Raw genomic sequence first — 14,449 nt, 5'->3', positions numbered from 1 at the left:
CACCATAGCTGTCGGGCCATCAGCGGTGCAAGAGCCGATCTCCAAAACGCGGGTCTACCACGACATAACTGCTTATTAACCAGCATTTTTAGCCGACGGGCTTGCTTCGCATCCGTTCTGTCCGATAGCTTGGACATGTGTCCAGCGATGCCCTGGTTACGGTCACAGCCCAGACCGAGCAACCAACCGGTCAGGCGCCGCGCAATCGCCGCCAAGAGGAGACCTTCCGCAAGGTGCTTGCCGCCGGCATCGAAACCCTGCGCGAGAAGTCGTACGCCGACCTGACGGTGCGTGCCGTCGCGGCCCGGGCCAGAGTGGCCCCCGCCACCGCTTACACCTATTTCTCGTCGAAAAACCACTTGATCGCGGAGGTGTATCTGGACCTGGTGCAACAGGTCCCGTTCTTCACCGATGTCAACGACCCCATGCCGGTTCGGGTGGATAAGGTGTTGCGTCATCTGGCGTTGGTGGTCGCCGACGAACCCGAGGTCGGCGCCGCGTGCACGATCGCGCTGCTCGGCGGAAGCGCCGATCCCGCGGTGGGTGCCGCGCGCGACCGCATCGGTGCGGAGATCCACCGTCGCATTGCGACGGCCATCGGACCCGGCGCCGACGCCAGCACGGTGTCCGCGCTGGAGATGACATTCTTCGGCGCACTGGTACAAGCCGCCAGTGGCCAGTTCACCTATCACCAGATCGCCGACCGGTTGGCCTATGTCGTCAGCCTGATCCTGCCCGGCGCCGGGGAGACGAGCCAGGAGACAACAACGTAAATGACCGTCCACATTGGAGACCACGAACTGGTCCTCGATCCTTACGACTACGACTTCCACGAGGATCCATATCCGTACTACAAACGCCTGCGCGACGAAGCGCCGCTGTATCGCAACGAGGAACTGAAGTTCTGGGCACTGTCGCGGCATCAGGATGTGCTGCAGGGATTCCGCAACAGCACAACGCTTTCCAACAAGTACGGCGTCTCGTTGGACCCCGCCTCGCGTGGACCGCATGCCAGCAAGACGATGAGCTTCCTCGCGATGGACGATCCGGCCCACCTGCGGCTGCGCACCCTGGTGTCGAAGGGGTTCACCCCGCGCCGCATTCGCGAGCTCGAACCGCGGGTCACCGAAATCGCGGTCAAGCACCTCGACACGATGCTCGAGGCGGCCGCATCCGGTGGCGCCACAGTCGATTTCGTCGACGAATTCGCGGGCAAGCTGCCGATGGATGTGATCTCCGAGCTGATGGGCGTACCCGAGGCCGACCGCGTGCAGGTCCGGGCCTGGGCCGACGGCGTGATGCACCGCGACGAGGGCGTCACCGACGTGCCGCCGGAGGCGGTCGAGGCGTCGATCAACCTGATCGTGTATTACCAGCAGATGGTCGCCGAGCGGCGCACCAAGCCGACCGACGATCTGACCACCGCGTTGCTGGAAGCAGAGATCGACGGCGACCGGCTGACCGACGACGAAGTACTGGGCTTCATGTTCCTGATGGTGATCGCCGGAAACGAAACCACCACTAAATTGCTTGCCAACGCCGCGTTTTGGGGACACAAGAATCCCGACCAGCTGGCGCGAGTCTACGACGATGCCGAACTGGTGACGCCGTGGGTCGAGGAGACTCTGCGCTACGACACGTCCAGCCAGATCCTCGCCCGCACCGTGGCCGGCGAGCTCACCCTCTACGACACCACGATTCCCGATGGGGACGTGGTTCTGCTGCTGCCCGGTTCCGCCCATCGCGACGAGCGGGTGTTCGACAACCCGGACGATTACCTGATCGGACGTGAAATCGGCTCCAAGTTAATGAGTTTCGGTAGCGGGGCGCACTTCTGTCTGGGAGCCCACCTGGCCCGGATGGAGGCACGCGTAGCGCTCACCGAGTTATTCAAGCGAATCCGCGGATATCAAGTCGACGAGGCCAACGCCGTCCGCGTCCACTCCAGCAATGTCCGCGGATTCGCTCACCTACCCATCACCGTGGAGACCCGCTGATGCCTCGCTTTGCCCCCCTGCCCGATCGTCGGCCGGTGATCGTCGCCGGCGCCTCCTCCGGTATCGGAGAGGCCACCGCGATCGAACTCGCCGCCCACGGCTTCCCGGTCGCCCTCGGCGCCCGCCGGGTTGAGAAGCTCGACGATATCGTCGGCAAGATCAATGCCGATGGCGGCGAGGCGGTCGGATTCCACCTCGATGTCACCGACCCGAACTCGGTGAAAACCTTTGTCGCACAGTCGATCGACGCGCTGGGTGACATCGAGGTACTGGTCGCCGGCGCGGGTGACACCTACTTCGGCAAGCTCGCCGAGATCGCAGGCGACGAATTCGAATCGCAGCTGCAGATCCACCTGGTCGGCGCCTTCCGGTTGGCCTCGGCCGTGCTGCCGGGCATGCTCGAACGACAGCGCGGCGACTTGATCTTCGTGGGTTCCGATGTCGCACTGCGCCAGCGACCGCACATGGGCGCCTACGGCGCGGCCAAGGCCGCACTCGTCGCCATGGTCACCAATTTCCAGATGGAGCTGGAGGGCACCGGTGTGCGGGCCTCGATCGTGCACCCGGGCCCGACCAAGACGTCGATGGGCTGGAGTCTCCCGGCCGACAAAATTGGTCCCGCACTGGAGGACTGGGCTAAGTGGGGCCAGGCCCGCCACGACTACTTCCTGCGCGCAGCAGACCTCGGACGAGCCATCACGTTCGTCGCCGAGACACCGCGTGGTGGATTCATCGCAAACATGGAGCTTCAGCCCGAAGCCCCGCTGGCCGACAACAAAGACCGACAGAAGCTCGCCCTGGGTGAAGAGGGGATGCCGTCATGACCACCGCTATCGTGCCCCGGGTTTCCGGCGGCGAAGAAGAGCACGGCCATCTTGAGGAATTCCGCACCGACCCAATCGGTTTGATGAAGCGCGTCCGCGAGGAGTGCGGCGACGTCGGTTGGTTCCAGCTGGTCGACAAGCACGTGATCCTGCTTTCCGGCGCGAACGCCAACGAGTTCTTCTTCCGGTCCGCCGACGAGGATCTCGACCAGGCCGAGGCTTACCCGTTCATGACGCCGATCTTCGGCAAGGGCGTGGTGTTCGACGCCAGCCCGGAGCGGCGCAAGGAGATGCTGCACAACTCCGCGCTGCGCGGCGAGCAGATGAAGGGGCACGCCGCCACCATCGAGGGCGAAGTCAAGAAGATGATCGCCGATTGGGGCGACGAAGGTGAAATCGAGCTGCTCGACTTCTTCGCCGAGCTGACCATCTACACCTCGACGGCCTGCCTGATCGGGCTGAAGTTCCGCGAACAGCTCGACCACCGCTTCGCCGAGTACTACCACCAATTGGAGCGCGGCACCGATCCGCTGTGCTACGTCGACCCGTACCTGCCGATCGAGAGCTTCAAGCTGCGCGACGAGGCACGGGTGAAACTCGTTGCACTGGTACAGGAAATCATGGATCAGCGGATCGCGAACCCACCCAAGGACAAAAGCGACCGCGACATGCTCGACGTCCTGGTGTCCATTAAGGACGAAGAGGGCAACCCGCGCTTCTCGGCCGACGAGGTCACCGGCATGTTCATCTCGCTGATGTTCGCCGGGCACCACACCAGCTCGGGGACCTCGGCGTGGACCCTGATCGAGCTCATCCGCCATCCCGACGTGTACGCAGAGGTGCTGACCGAACTCGACGAGCTGTACGCCGACGGCCAGGAGGTGAGTTTCCATGCGCTGCGGTCGATTCCGAAGCTGGACAATGTGGTCAAGGAGACACTGCGGCTGCACCCTCCGCTGATCATTCTGATGCGGGTGGCTCAAGGCGAGTTCGAGGTCGAAGGTTTCCCGATCCACAAGGGCGACTTCGTCGCCGCGTCCCCCGCGATCAGCAACCGCATTCCCGAGGACTTCCCCGATCCGGACGCGTTCAAGCCGGACCGCTACAACAAGCCAGAGCAGGCCGACATCGTCAACCGGTGGACCTGGATCCCGTTCGGCGCCGGGCGGCACCGCTGCGTGGGCGCCGCATTCGCCCAGATGCAGATCAAGGCGATCTTCTCGGTCTTGTTGCGCGAGTATGAGTTTGAGATGGCGCAGCCGGCTGACAGCTACCACAACGACCACTCCAAGATGGTCGTCCAGCTGGCCCGGCCGGCCAAGGCCCGCTACCGCAAGCGCACCGCCTAGGAGCCTGCGATGGCATTTCGTATCGGAGTCGACCTGGACTTGTGTCAGGGCCACGCCATGTGCGAGCTGGAGGCACCGGATTACTTCCAGGTGCCCAGGCGGGGCAAGGTCGAGATCCTCGACTCAGAACCGCCCGAAGACGCCCGCGATGAAGTCCAGCGCGCGGTCGACATGTGTCCAACACAAGCCCTATTCATCGAGGAAAAGGAAGACTGATCCATGACATCTCAAGCGTCACACTCGCGCGCGGACCTCGAGGCATGGGTCCAGCGGTGGCTGCAGACCAATAAGGACTGCGAAAAGGCCGGTGACTGGAAGCCGTTGGCCGACTTCTACGCCAAGGACGCGACCTACGGCTGGAACATCGGCCCGAAGGAAGACGTGATGTGCGTGGGTGTCGACGAGATCCGCGATGTCGCACTCGGCCTCGAGATGGAGGGCCTGGAGAACTGGGTCTACGAGTACCAGAAGGTGCTCATCGATGAGAAGCAGGGTGAGATCGTCGGCTTCTGGAAGCAGATCGTGAACAAGGCCGACGGCACCCGGGACGAGATCTACGGCATCGGTGGCAGCTGGTTCCGCCTGAACGCCGAAGGGCTTATCGAGTGGCAGCGTGACTTCTTCGACTTCGGTCACGTCGCGTACATGTTCGGCAAGCTGATCGAGTCCGGCGACCTGAGCGAAGGGATGCAGAAGCGCATCGAGCGCAGCATCGCCGGCGAGAAGCTGCCCGGTTACTACCCGCTCGGCCAGGCTCCTGTTCCCATCTGGTGACCTCCCGACCGGTTGGTTGGACCCCCAGTTGTTTACAGGCCGGTGATGCACGTCATAATGGTCAGCGAATGAGAACACGTTCTAAATTGCCGTCCGGCCCCGGCCGGCCCCTTTCACCGGCATTCGGGTCAGGGCACGTTAGTGGAGGTCCTTCATGAAGACAAAAGGCGCGCTGATCTGGGAATTCAACCAGCCGTGGTCCATCGAGGAAATTGAGATCGGCGACCCGAAAGCGCACGAGGTCAAGATCCAGATGGAAGCGGCCGGGATGTGCCATTCGGATCACCATCTAGTTACCGGTGGCATCCCGATGGCGGGCTTCCCGGTTCTCGGCGGCCACGAGGGTGCGGGCATCGTCACCGAGGTCGGCCCCGGCGTGGAGGACATCGAGCCGGGCGACCATGTGGTGCTGTCGTTCATCCCGTCCTGTGGGCAGTGCCCGACCTGCCAGTCCGGCATGCGCAACCTGTGCGACCTGGGCGCCGGCCTGCTCGGCGGTGAGGCGGTCAGCGACGGCACCTTCCGCATCCAGGCCCGCGGCCAGAACGTCTTCCCGATGACGCTGCTGGGCACCTTCTCGCCGTACATGGTGGTGCACCGCGCCTCGGTGGTGAAGATCGACCCGTCGGTGCCGTTCGAGGTGGCCGCCCTGGTTGGCTGCGGTGTGACCACCGGCTACGGTTCCGCGGTCCGCACCGCCGACATCCGGCCGGGCCAGGACGTCGCGATCGTGGGCGTCGGCGGAGTCGGCATGGCCGCGCTGCAGGGTGCGGTCAACGCCGGTGCCCGCTACATCTTCGCGATCGACCCGGTGGAGTGGAAGCGCGACCAGGCACTCAAGTTCGGCGCGACGCATGTCTACCCCGACATCAACGCCGCTCTGATGGGCATCGCCGAGGTCACCTACGGCCTGATGGCCCACAAGGTGGTTGTCACCGTCGGCGAGCTGCACGGTGCCGACATCGACAATTACCTGAACATCACCCAGAAGGGCGGGACCTGCGTGCTGACCGCGATCGGCAGCCTGCTGGACACCAACGTCAACATCAATCTGGCGATGCTGACGCTGATGCAGAAGAACCTGCAGGGCACCATCTTCGGTGGCGGCAACCCGCAGTACGACATCCCGCAGCTGCTGTCGATGTACAAGGCCGGCAAGCTCAACCTGGACGATATGGTCACCACCCAGTACCGCCTCGAGCAGATCAACGAGGGCTACCAGGACATGCTGGACGGCAAGAACATTCGCGGCGTCATCCGGTACACCGACGCCGACCGGTAACCCGACCGGTCCTGGGTGACCAGCTTTCCGCACCTCTTGGCGCCGGGGCGAATCGGCGCCATGACGGTGCGCAACCGGCTAGTCATGTCTCCCATGGAGACGATGTACGGCACCGGCGACGGCCTACCGTCGGCGCGCACCCGCGACTATTTCGCCGCGCGTGCCCGCGGCGGGGCCGGGTTGATCACCTTGGGTGCGACCGGGATTGACCATCACCACCCCGAGACGCCCGGTGGCCTGCATCTGGGCACCGACGAAGCGGTCGGCGCCCATCGGGCGCTGGTGGAGGTCGTGCACGAACACGGCGCCAAGATCCAGCCGCAGATCGTGCATGCCGGCCCCGACGGACTGGGACCGGAGATCTTCGGCGTCGAATCGTTGGGACCGTCGGTGATCCCGTCGTATCTCACCGGCCGCCCGTCCAGCGAGATCAGCAAGCGACAACTCTGCGAAGTCTTCGACCTGTTCAAGGCGGCGGTGCGCCGCGCCGCCGAGGCCGGCTACGACGGTATCGAACTGCACGCGGCACACGGGTACATGCTGTTGGGCTCTTTCCTTGCCCCACAACGTAATCGGCGTACCGATGACTATCGGGGTGACTCCACCCGGGGCCGGCTGCGGGTGGTGCTGGAGGCGCTGGCCGCCATTCGGTCCGAGGTGGGTGACGCGCTGCCCATCACGCTGCGCATCTCCGGCTATGAGCGGGTCGCCGGGGGGCGGGCGATCTACGAAACCGCCCGAATGGCACCCGAACTCGTCGCCGCGGGTGTCAACGCCTTCCATGTCAGCGGTGGGGTGATCGACCGGCTCGTCACGGGCATGGTCAACGCCGCCGACGACGGCGACGCGCTCAACGTCGGCGCGGCCGCGGCCGTCAAACAGGTGGTCGATGTGCCGGTGATCGCCGTCGGCCGGATCCATGACCCCAACCGGGCCGAGCAGATCCTCGCCGACGGACGCGCGGACTTCATAGCGATGGGGCGTCCGCTGCTGGCCGACCCGGATCTGCCCCGCAAACTGCAGACCGGTCAATCGCACCGCGTCCGCAAGTGCATCTCGTGCGAAAACTGCATCGACGCAATGGAACAGCGCTTCTCCGTCGACTGCGCCGTCAACCCCCGCACCGGCAAGGAACGCGAACTATCCGCGCCACGCGCCGGTCGCGGCAAGCGCGTCGTGGTGATCGGCGGCGGGCCGGCCGGCCTGGAGGCCGCCCGCGTGGCCGCTGGGCGCGGCCACCGCGTCACGCTCTTCGAGCGCGCCGGCCAGCTCGGCGGCGCGCTGCGCTGGGCCTGCGTACTGCATCCCGAGAACCAGCCGTTCCTGCGGTATCTGCGCGACGAGATCAAGCTCAGCACCACCAAAGTGCATCTGGGCCATGCAGTTTCGGCCGACGACGTTCTCGCGCTCGGGCCTGATGCCGTGGTGGTGGCCACCGGCGGACACGTCGCGGTGCCGGCGATTCCGGGGGCCGATCTGCCGCACGTCCACACCGGGCCGGGTTTGCGTCAGTTGCTCGGCGGCCACGCCGAGGCCTCCGATCCGGCCTGGCAACGGCTGGGCGCCTCGCTGCTGGGGGGCTGGCGGCAACGGCTGGTGCGCCCGGAAGCCGTCCGGGTTGCCACCCGCGCCTGGATGCCGGTCGGCCGACGGGTCGTGATCATCGGCGGCGACCTGGTCGCCCTGGAACTCGCCGAGTTCCTGGCGAGCCGGGGCCGGCTGGTGTCGATCCTCGAGTCCGGCAAGGACATCGCGCCGGAAGTGGGCAACAAGCGCAAGACCGAACACATGGACCGGCTCGATCGGCTCGGCGTCACCGTGCACATCCGCGCGGCCGTCGAGCGCATCACCACCCGGGGCGTGATGTTTACCCCTGTCGGTGGGGCCACCCGCGAACTGCCCGCCGACAGCGTCGTGATCGCCGGATCCGTCGAGCCCGACACCGCACTGTTCGACACCGTCAAGGCCGCCCTGCCCGGGGCCCAGGTGCATGCCGCCGGCGATTGCAGCGGTCTGGGGCTTATTCGTAAGGCAACCGAAGAGGGCGCACGCGCCGCGTGTGCGATCTAACGACAGGAGAGATAGCGATGACCCAAACCACCCAATCCCCGGCACTGACCGCGTCGCAGTCGTCGTGGCGCTGCGCGCAAGGCAAAGACCGGGACGGCTGGCTGGCGCTGATGACCGATGATGTGGTCATCGAGGACCCGATCGGCAAGTCGGTCACCAACCCCGACGGCACCGGTGTGCGCGGCAAAGCCGCCGTCGGCGAGTTCTTCGACAACAACATCGCGCAGAACCAGCTGACCATCACCTGCGAGGAGACGTTCCCGTCGAGTGATCCCAACGAGATCGCTCATATTCTGGTGCTGCAGAGCAAGTTTGAGGGCGGCATGACCAGCAAGGTGCGCGGCGTCTTCACCTACAAGGTCAACGACGCGGGGCTGATCACCAACATGCGCGGCTACTGGAACCTCGACGTGATGGAATTCGGCCAAGAGTAAGCCGTCGAATCGGCCCACCTATGCTGGGGCCATCGCGACCGCGGGAGCGGCCAGCAATGCCGCGGGAAATCGCACAGAGGGTCTCCTCCCGTGAGTTGCGTACGGTGATTCCGGCTCCGCAGAACGAAATCGCCGACGCTGCGCTAACCATTGGGCTTCGTGACGGCGTGCCTAGCGACGTGTAAAGCTCAGATGCGTGACGCCGCTGGGGCTAGTCACCGACTCCACCGCGAACCGCTGCTCGAGGCCCTCAAGCCCCTGCCACAACGGCTCCCCACGCCCCAACAAGATGGGCACCACCACGACGTGCATCTGGTCGACGAGATCCGCGGCGAGGAATTGGCGGACGGTCGACGGTCCCCCTCCGATGCGAATGTCGAGTTCTCCGGCGGCTTTTCGGGCGATCTCGAGGGATTGCGCGGGGTCGGCGTCGATGAAGTGGAATGTGGTGCCGCCATCCATCTCCATCGGGGGCCGAGGGTGGTGGGTAAGCACGAATACCGGCGTATGGAACGGCGGGTCGGCGCCCCACCAGCCGTTCCATTCGTCGCCGCCCTCTTGGCTGTCCCATGGGCCGAGCTGCGGTCCGAACTTGCGGCGCCCCATGATTTCGGCGCCGATGCCGGGCAGCCACGCGCGGGCAAAAGCGTCGTCGATGCCCGTCGTGCCACCCGGTTCGCCGTGCATTGCGCGGAACGTGCGCGTACCGAAAAACCAGTCGTGCAACCGGCCGCCGGCGTGCCCGAACGGTGCATCCGGGCTTTGTCCGATGCCCGTGCCGAAGCCGTCGAGGGAAACCGAAAAGTTGTGCACGCGTACCTGTGACATGGCGGGGCCTCCTTATGGTCTTTGAGAGACTGACTGTCGAGGCCACCAAACTCATCGGCCGATCGCCAGCCTGATGGCAATCGGCCTCTTCATCGCCACCATCAGCTTCTTGTCCACCACGCCAGGCATCTTCGAGGCCGCCGCCGCAGGCTTCCCCCTGCTGTCGGCGGACGGCGGATTCCTCGAAGACGTGGCGCTGCTCGGCCTCGCGGTGTGGACGCCGGCCGATGCACTGGCAACCCGCGACGCCATGGTGTCGACCGGGTAGTCCCGCCAGGGGGCTCGCCCAGACGGTGACACCCGCATACCTATGCTGGGGCCATGGCGTCGATCTTCACCAAGATCATCAACCGTGAACTACCGGGCCGATTTGTGTATGAGGACGACGACGTCGTCGCATTCCTGACGATCGAGCCGATGACCCAGGGGCACACGCTGGTGGTGCCGCGAGCCGAGATCGATCAGTGGCAGAGCGTCGAACAGGGCGCGTTCGCGCGCGTCATGTCGGTCAGCCAGCTGATCGGCAAGGCCGTGTGCAAGGCGTTTCGGGCCGAGCGGGCCGGGCTGATCATCGCCGGCCTGGAGGTGCCGCACCTGCACGTTCACGTCTTCCCCACCCGCAGCCTCAGCGATTTCGGCTTCGCCAACGTCGACCGCAATCCGTCGCCGGAGTCGCTCGATCAGGCGCAGGCCAGGATCAAAGCGGCGCTCGAGCAGTTGGGTCCGGCCTAGCCAACCTGGGCCGGGACGTCGCTGACGCGCGGCAGGGTGACGCGGAAGCAACACCCCTCGCCGGGCGCCGTTTGGACGGTGACCTTGCCGCCGTGCGCATGGACCAGCGAGTCGACGATGGACAGCCCAAGCCCGGTACCGCCGCTGGCCCGGGCACGCGACGAGTCGGTGCGGTAGAACCGCTCGAAGACCCGCGACGCGTCCTGCTGGCTCATGCCGGGCCCCCGATCGGCCACCTCGATCACGGCATCGTCGCCGTGGGTTCCGACCCGCACAATGACATCGGCACTTGTCGGGGTGTGTTGTAGGGCGTTGGCGACGAGGTTGCTCAGCACCTGGCGGATCCGGGCTTCGTCGCCGAGCACCTCGGGGGTCCCGGGGCCGTCGAGAACTTCCATCGAAACCGTGCGCTTGGGGTCGATCGCCCGCGCGTCATGTACGGCGTCACTGGCCAGCGCCAGCAGGTCGACGCGATGGTGTTCCAGCGGTCGCTGTACGTCCAGGCGCGCCAGCAGCAACAGGTCGTCGACCAGTAGGCCCATCCGGCTTGCTTCACTTTCGATGCGCGACAACAACATCGACACATCGCGGGCCGCGCCCTGCCGATACAGTTCGGCGAATCCGCGAATCGTGGTGAGCGGGGTTCGCAGTTCGTGACTGGCGTCGGTGATGAACCGTCGCATCCGATCCTCCGAGCCGCGTGCCGTCTCGGCCGAGGACACCGAGGAAGCCACCGCTTGCTGAATCTGGGTGAGCATTCCGTTGAGCGCCAACGAAAGTCGGCCCACTTCGGTGCGGGGATCACGTGCGGGGACACGACGATCCAGTTGGCCTGCGGCGATCGCGGCGGCGGTTTGTTCGACCTCGAGCAGCGGACGCAGGCTGCGGTGCACCACCGCGAATCCGGCGATGCCGACCACCACCAGCACCGCGACCCCGATGCCGAACTGCAGCCACACCAGCGACCGCACGGTTTGCTGGACGTCGGACAGGTCGATCGCGACGGTCGTCAAGCCGTGCGGCCCGTGTACCGACACCGCTCGCCACTGAATATCGGAGCCGTTGACCGACGGCAGCGTCGTGGGACTGGGGCCCACGTCGTTGTCGGGCGGCAAGGCCGGTTCGGCGTTGCGGTCATTGATGGCCGTAAACGGTTTGCCGTCGGTGCCGACGCCGCGCACGTAGTACTTCGACGGGGGCCGGCCCGGGTCCGGGCCTTCGTAGGAGGACGCCGTCAGTTGTCGCCGCGGGGCCAGCGCCCAGCCGCGCGAGGCCTCGAGCAGCGTCGCGTCGATGCGGCTGACCAGACTGTGCCGCAGGATCGACGTGACCATGACGCCCGAGGCCGCCAGCCCGCACGCCACCAACACCAGGGTTGCCGCGACCAGACCCACGCGCAGGGGCAGTCCCCGGCGAACCCGGGTGGCCGTTTCCGTCTTCTTCGCCACCAATGACTACTTTCCGCGAATGGCTGAGCGCGTACTCAGCGCGGCTCCCGAAGAACGTAGCCCACCCCGCGCAGGGTGTGCAGCAGCCGCTTCTCCCCAGTATCGATCTTTCGGCGCAGATACGACACATAGGACTCGACGACATTGACGTCGCCACCGAAGTCGTAACGCCAAACGTGGTCAAGGATTTTCGGCTTGCTCAGCACCGTGCCCGCATTGATCACGAAGTAACGCAGCAGCGTGAATTCGGTGGGCGACAACGACACCGGTTCGCCGGCCTTCCACACTTCGTGGGTTTCTTCGTCGAGCTCGATGTCGGCGAAAGTCAGTCGGGCATTGCGTGTTTCGGCGCCACCCTTGCCGGCGCGCCGCAAGATGACCCGCAGCCGGGCAACGACCTCCTCCAAACTGAACGGCTTGGTGACGTAGTCGTCGCCGCCGAGCGTCAGACCCGCGATCTTGTCCTGCAGGGAGTCACGCGCCGTCAGGAACAACGCCGGGGCATCGATGCCGTCGGCCCGCAGCCGGCGCAGCACACCAAAGCCGTCCATGCCGGGCATCATCACGTCGAGGATCACTGCGTCGGGACGCGCTTCACGCGCGCGGTCCAGGGCCTGGGCTCCGTTGGTCGCGGTGGAAACCTCGAACCCCTGGAACTTGAGACTCACTGAGAGCAGCTCGACGATATTGACCTCGTCGTCAACGACGAGGATGCGCGCTTCCGGTTTGGTGTCGCCTTGGGGTGCCGCTGTCATCTGGGTTGTTCCGTCCTAAGTTGAACGTTGCCTTCGTAATTATTGTGTGATTCCTGTGAGCTCGGTGACAAGCTTCTGCTAGTAGTCTGCCAGGAATCATCGCATCAGCTTGGACTGGTACCCGGTTTTTACCGGCGCGTCGTGCCTAGACTCAAACCATGGATCTCGCCAAGAGCATGGTGTCCGCCGCGACCGCGCCCGCCCGGGTCGGCCTCGCGGCCGCCGAAGCGAGCCTGAACTTGGCCACCGCGGCCGTCGGGGTGGCGAAGCGATCACTCGGCGAGAGCGGACAAACCCGCACCAACGCGGTGACCTCGATGCTGGGGCTCGACGACGCGATCAACCGTGCCAATCGGCTGGCCAGAATGATGGACGACGACGCGCCGCTGGGACGCGCGATGGCGGTCGACGGACCGCTCGACCGGTTACTGCGCCCGGGCGGCGTGGTCGACCTGCTGATGTCGGAGGGCGGGCTGGTCGATCGGCTGACCGCGGAGGGCGGCGGCCTGCATCGGGCGCTGCAGCCGGGCGGTCTGGCCGATCAGCTGCTGGCCGAGGAGGGGCTGATCGAGCGGGTGCTGTCCGAAGATGGGCTGGCGGACCGCCTGTTGTCCGAAGGCGGCCTGATCGACAAGCTGACCGCCAAACACGGTCCGCTGGATCAGCTTGCCGATGTCGCCGACACTCTGGCCCGATTGACGCCTGGGATGGAGGCGCTCGAGCCGGCCATCGCCACGCTGCAGGACGCCGTCAACGCGCTCACCATGGTCGTCAACCCGCTGAGCAACATCGCCGAGCGAATTCCGCTGCCGGGCCGGCGCCCCGGGCGGCGCACGGTGTCACGGCCGGTGCCGTCGCAGCGGATCATCGAGGGCGACGCCTGAACGGCTAAGCTGGCAGCCGATTTACCCCGGCCTCCTTAGCTCAGTGGTAGAGCACTCGCCTTGTAAGCGAAAGGTCGTCAGTTCAATCCTGACAGGGGGCTCCGCGCTGGGTGACCCGGTTTACGGGTGACCCGGGAGGTTATCCAGACCACCCTGAATGCCGTGCAGATCGTCTTGGATGCCCTGCAGTTTTCCCTCGATGGCCTGCAGATCCGAGAGAGTGTTCTGGTAGGCCGGCTGCATCTCGTCCGCCATCGACGGCCGGGACTGCGGGCAGTAGGAGACGATGGCGCCCGCGGTGACGTCGGTGCTTTGGTTGGCGTCCCATATCGAAGATTTCTGCACGAATCCGACCGCATCCGAGAAATTGCGTTGGCGCGCCAGGAAATCGCAGACCGCGTGTCCTTGGGCCACCACATACTCCTGGCTGGGAACCGGTACGCCTTCGCGCTTCAAAGCTTCGATGAAAGCCATGTCGACGACGTCAGTCCGCGGCCCCGGCGCTCTGGGTACGAGCGGCTGGGGCGGCGCGGCCGACGGCGAACCTTCCGTCGGTTGCGGTTGCGCCGACTGCGCCGATGAATCGTGGTGCCGCAACGCGAGCGTTACCACCACCGCGGCGACAAGGGCTATCAGAGATAGCGGCAGCGCCGCGACAAGGCCGAAGCGGCGCAGCGCGCCCTTGCGTCGGCGCGGTGTGGCCTTCTCGGTCTTCGGCTCGCGAGGGGTCTCGCGCATCCAGGCGTCCGGGACGTAGTCGAACTCCCCCGCCGCAACCGGACCGGGGTACGGAATCCCGGCGCTATGGGCCAGCAGCTCGTCGAGGAGCTCGTCGGCCTCTCGGGATGAGGGCTGGGCGCCCCGCGCAGCGATCCGCCGTAATTCCGACTCGATGGTCTCGCGGTCGCGCATATCAACCAGTTTGCGACCGTCACGACGTTGTGACAAGTCCAGGCCGGCACCGTGCGCACCACGGTGACCAGGCAACCGATGAATCGTCACGGGTTCAGGTATCGGATCACATACGGACATCTGCCGACCGATGGATCGACCACCGACGCCGGTGGGTGCC

The 14,449-nt window shown here is 65.6% G+C and carries 16 protein-coding genes and 1 tRNA gene; 13 read left to right on the top strand and 4 right to left on the bottom strand.

Annotated elements, in window-relative coordinates:
• Positions 1-137 precede the first annotated feature (137 nt).
• From ACAG21_RS04540 to ACAG21_RS04500, 9 genes are all read left to right on the top strand, one after another.
• On the top strand, positions 138-773 hold the full coding sequence (locus tag ACAG21_RS04540) for a TetR family transcriptional regulator (RefSeq protein WP_370494801.1): 636 nt from the start codon (positions 138-140) through the stop codon (positions 771-773).
• Positions 774-1,997: a cytochrome P450 gene (locus ACAG21_RS04535; RefSeq protein WP_370494800.1), complete on the top strand. Its 1,224-nt coding sequence runs from the start codon at positions 774-776 to the stop codon at positions 1,995-1,997.
• Complete coding sequence (locus tag ACAG21_RS04530) at positions 1,997-2,821, top strand: SDR family oxidoreductase (protein ID WP_370494799.1); 825 nt, start codon at positions 1,997-1,999, stop codon at positions 2,819-2,821. The genes ACAG21_RS04535 and ACAG21_RS04530 overlap by 1 nt, the downstream gene beginning before the upstream one ends.
• Positions 2,818-4,170, top strand: a complete 1,353-nt coding sequence (locus tag ACAG21_RS04525; protein ID WP_370494798.1) for a cytochrome P450 — start codon at positions 2,818-2,820, stop codon at positions 4,168-4,170. Before ACAG21_RS04530 ends, ACAG21_RS04525 begins: the two co-directional genes overlap by 4 nt.
• Before the next feature lie 9 nt (positions 4,171-4,179).
• Positions 4,180-4,386, top strand: a complete 207-nt coding sequence (locus tag ACAG21_RS04520) for a ferredoxin (protein WP_370494797.1) — start codon at positions 4,180-4,182, stop codon at positions 4,384-4,386.
• Between the two features lie 3 nt (positions 4,387-4,389).
• Complete coding sequence (locus ACAG21_RS04515) at positions 4,390-4,944, top strand: nuclear transport factor 2 family protein (RefSeq protein WP_370494796.1); 555 nt, start codon at positions 4,390-4,392, stop codon at positions 4,942-4,944.
• A 154-nt stretch (positions 4,945-5,098) separates the two neighbouring features.
• Positions 5,099-6,226: an NDMA-dependent alcohol dehydrogenase gene (locus ACAG21_RS04510; RefSeq protein WP_370494795.1), complete on the top strand. Its 1,128-nt coding sequence runs from the start codon at positions 5,099-5,101 to the stop codon at positions 6,224-6,226.
• Between the two features lie 15 nt (positions 6,227-6,241).
• On the top strand, positions 6,242-8,296 hold the full coding sequence (locus ACAG21_RS04505; protein WP_370494794.1) for an FAD-dependent oxidoreductase: 2,055 nt from the start codon (positions 6,242-6,244) through the stop codon (positions 8,294-8,296).
• A 17-nt stretch (positions 8,297-8,313) separates the two neighbouring features.
• Entirely contained in the window at positions 8,314-8,730 is a 417-nt protein-coding gene (locus tag ACAG21_RS04500) for a ketosteroid isomerase family protein (RefSeq protein ID WP_370494793.1), read from the top strand.
• Between the two features lie 171 nt (positions 8,731-8,901).
• Here ACAG21_RS04500 and ACAG21_RS04495 read toward each other — a convergent pair whose 3' ends face one another.
• A complete protein-coding gene (locus tag ACAG21_RS04495; protein ID WP_370494792.1) occupies positions 8,902-9,558 on the bottom strand; it encodes a dihydrofolate reductase family protein in 657 nt (218 codons plus the stop codon).
• 73 nt (positions 9,559-9,631) lie between these two features.
• Here ACAG21_RS04495 and ACAG21_RS04490 point away from each other — a divergent pair, with 73 nt between their 5' ends.
• Together ACAG21_RS04490 and ACAG21_RS04485 are read left to right on the top strand one after the other, a co-directional pair.
• Positions 9,632-9,826, top strand: a complete 195-nt coding sequence (locus ACAG21_RS04490; RefSeq protein WP_370494791.1) for a DUF417 family protein — start codon at positions 9,632-9,634, stop codon at positions 9,824-9,826.
• 53 nt (positions 9,827-9,879) lie between these two features.
• Positions 9,880-10,290, top strand: a complete 411-nt coding sequence (locus tag ACAG21_RS04485; protein WP_370494790.1) for an HIT family protein — start codon at positions 9,880-9,882, stop codon at positions 10,288-10,290.
• On the opposite strand, the gene ACAG21_RS04480 is transcribed toward ACAG21_RS04485, so the two are convergent.
• Complete coding sequence (locus ACAG21_RS04480) at positions 10,287-11,738, bottom strand: sensor histidine kinase (RefSeq protein ID WP_370494789.1); 1,452 nt, start codon at positions 11,736-11,738, stop codon at positions 10,287-10,289. The two genes, ACAG21_RS04485 and ACAG21_RS04480, sit on opposite strands and share 4 nt — an antisense overlap.
• 35 nt (positions 11,739-11,773) lie before the next feature.
• Complete coding sequence (gene phoP, locus ACAG21_RS04475; RefSeq protein ID WP_370494788.1) at positions 11,774-12,493, bottom strand: two-component system response regulator PhoP; 720 nt, start codon at positions 12,491-12,493, stop codon at positions 11,774-11,776.
• 158 nt (positions 12,494-12,651) lie between these two features.
• Here phoP and ACAG21_RS04470 point away from each other — a divergent pair, with 158 nt between their 5' ends.
• Both ACAG21_RS04470 and ACAG21_RS04465 read left to right on the top strand, forming a co-directional pair.
• Positions 12,652-13,377 (top strand): hypothetical protein, encoded by a 726-nt coding sequence (locus tag ACAG21_RS04470; protein ID WP_370494787.1) that lies wholly within the window; start codon positions 12,652-12,654, stop codon positions 13,375-13,377.
• A 29-nt stretch (positions 13,378-13,406) separates the two neighbouring features.
• Positions 13,407-13,478, top strand: a tRNA-Thr gene (locus ACAG21_RS04465).
• Between the two features lie 19 nt (positions 13,479-13,497).
• Here ACAG21_RS04465 and ACAG21_RS04460 read toward each other — a convergent pair.
• The gene (locus ACAG21_RS04460; protein ID WP_370494786.1) at positions 13,498-14,289 is read right to left on the bottom strand and encodes a DUF732 domain-containing protein; all 792 of its coding nucleotides are present in this window, start codon (positions 14,287-14,289) and stop codon (positions 13,498-13,500) included.
• Positions 14,290-14,449 lie beyond the last annotated feature (160 nt).

The organism is Mycobacterium sp. pR1184, from assembly GCF_041287235.1.
Lineage (GTDB): Bacteria > Actinomycetota > Actinomycetes > Mycobacteriales > Mycobacteriaceae > Mycobacterium.
This window is presented reverse-complemented; position numbering and strand designations above follow the sequence as displayed.

Coding starts and splice junctions, on each gene's coding strand:
- ACAG21_RS04535 (WP_370494800.1), top strand. CDS start 774: ATGACCGTCCACATTGGAGACCACGAACTGGTCCTCGATCCTTACGAC.
- ACAG21_RS04530 (WP_370494799.1), top strand. CDS start 1,997: ATGCCTCGCTTTGCCCCCCTGCCCGATCGTCGGCCGGTGATCGTCGCC.
- ACAG21_RS04525 (WP_370494798.1), top strand. CDS start 2,818: ATGACCACCGCTATCGTGCCCCGGGTTTCCGGCGGCGAAGAAGAGCAC.
- ACAG21_RS04520 (WP_370494797.1), top strand. CDS start 4,180: ATGGCATTTCGTATCGGAGTCGACCTGGACTTGTGTCAGGGCCACGCC.
- ACAG21_RS04515 (WP_370494796.1), top strand. CDS start 4,390: ATGACATCTCAAGCGTCACACTCGCGCGCGGACCTCGAGGCATGGGTC.
- ACAG21_RS04510 (WP_370494795.1), top strand. CDS start 5,099: ATGAAGACAAAAGGCGCGCTGATCTGGGAATTCAACCAGCCGTGGTCC.
- ACAG21_RS04500 (WP_370494793.1), top strand. CDS start 8,314: ATGACCCAAACCACCCAATCCCCGGCACTGACCGCGTCGCAGTCGTCG.
- ACAG21_RS04495 (WP_370494792.1), bottom strand. CDS start 9,558: ATGTCACAGGTACGCGTGCACAACTTTTCGGTTTCCCTCGACGGCTTC.
- ACAG21_RS04490 (WP_370494791.1), top strand. CDS start 9,632: ATGGCAATCGGCCTCTTCATCGCCACCATCAGCTTCTTGTCCACCACG.
- ACAG21_RS04485 (WP_370494790.1), top strand. CDS start 9,880: ATGGCGTCGATCTTCACCAAGATCATCAACCGTGAACTACCGGGCCGA.
- phoP (WP_370494788.1), bottom strand. CDS start 12,493: ATGACAGCGGCACCCCAAGGCGACACCAAACCGGAAGCGCGCATCCTC.
- ACAG21_RS04470 (WP_370494787.1), top strand. CDS start 12,652: ATGGATCTCGCCAAGAGCATGGTGTCCGCCGCGACCGCGCCCGCCCGG.
- ACAG21_RS04460 (WP_370494786.1), bottom strand. CDS start 14,289: ATGCGCGACCGCGAGACCATCGAGTCGGAATTACGGCGGATCGCTGCG.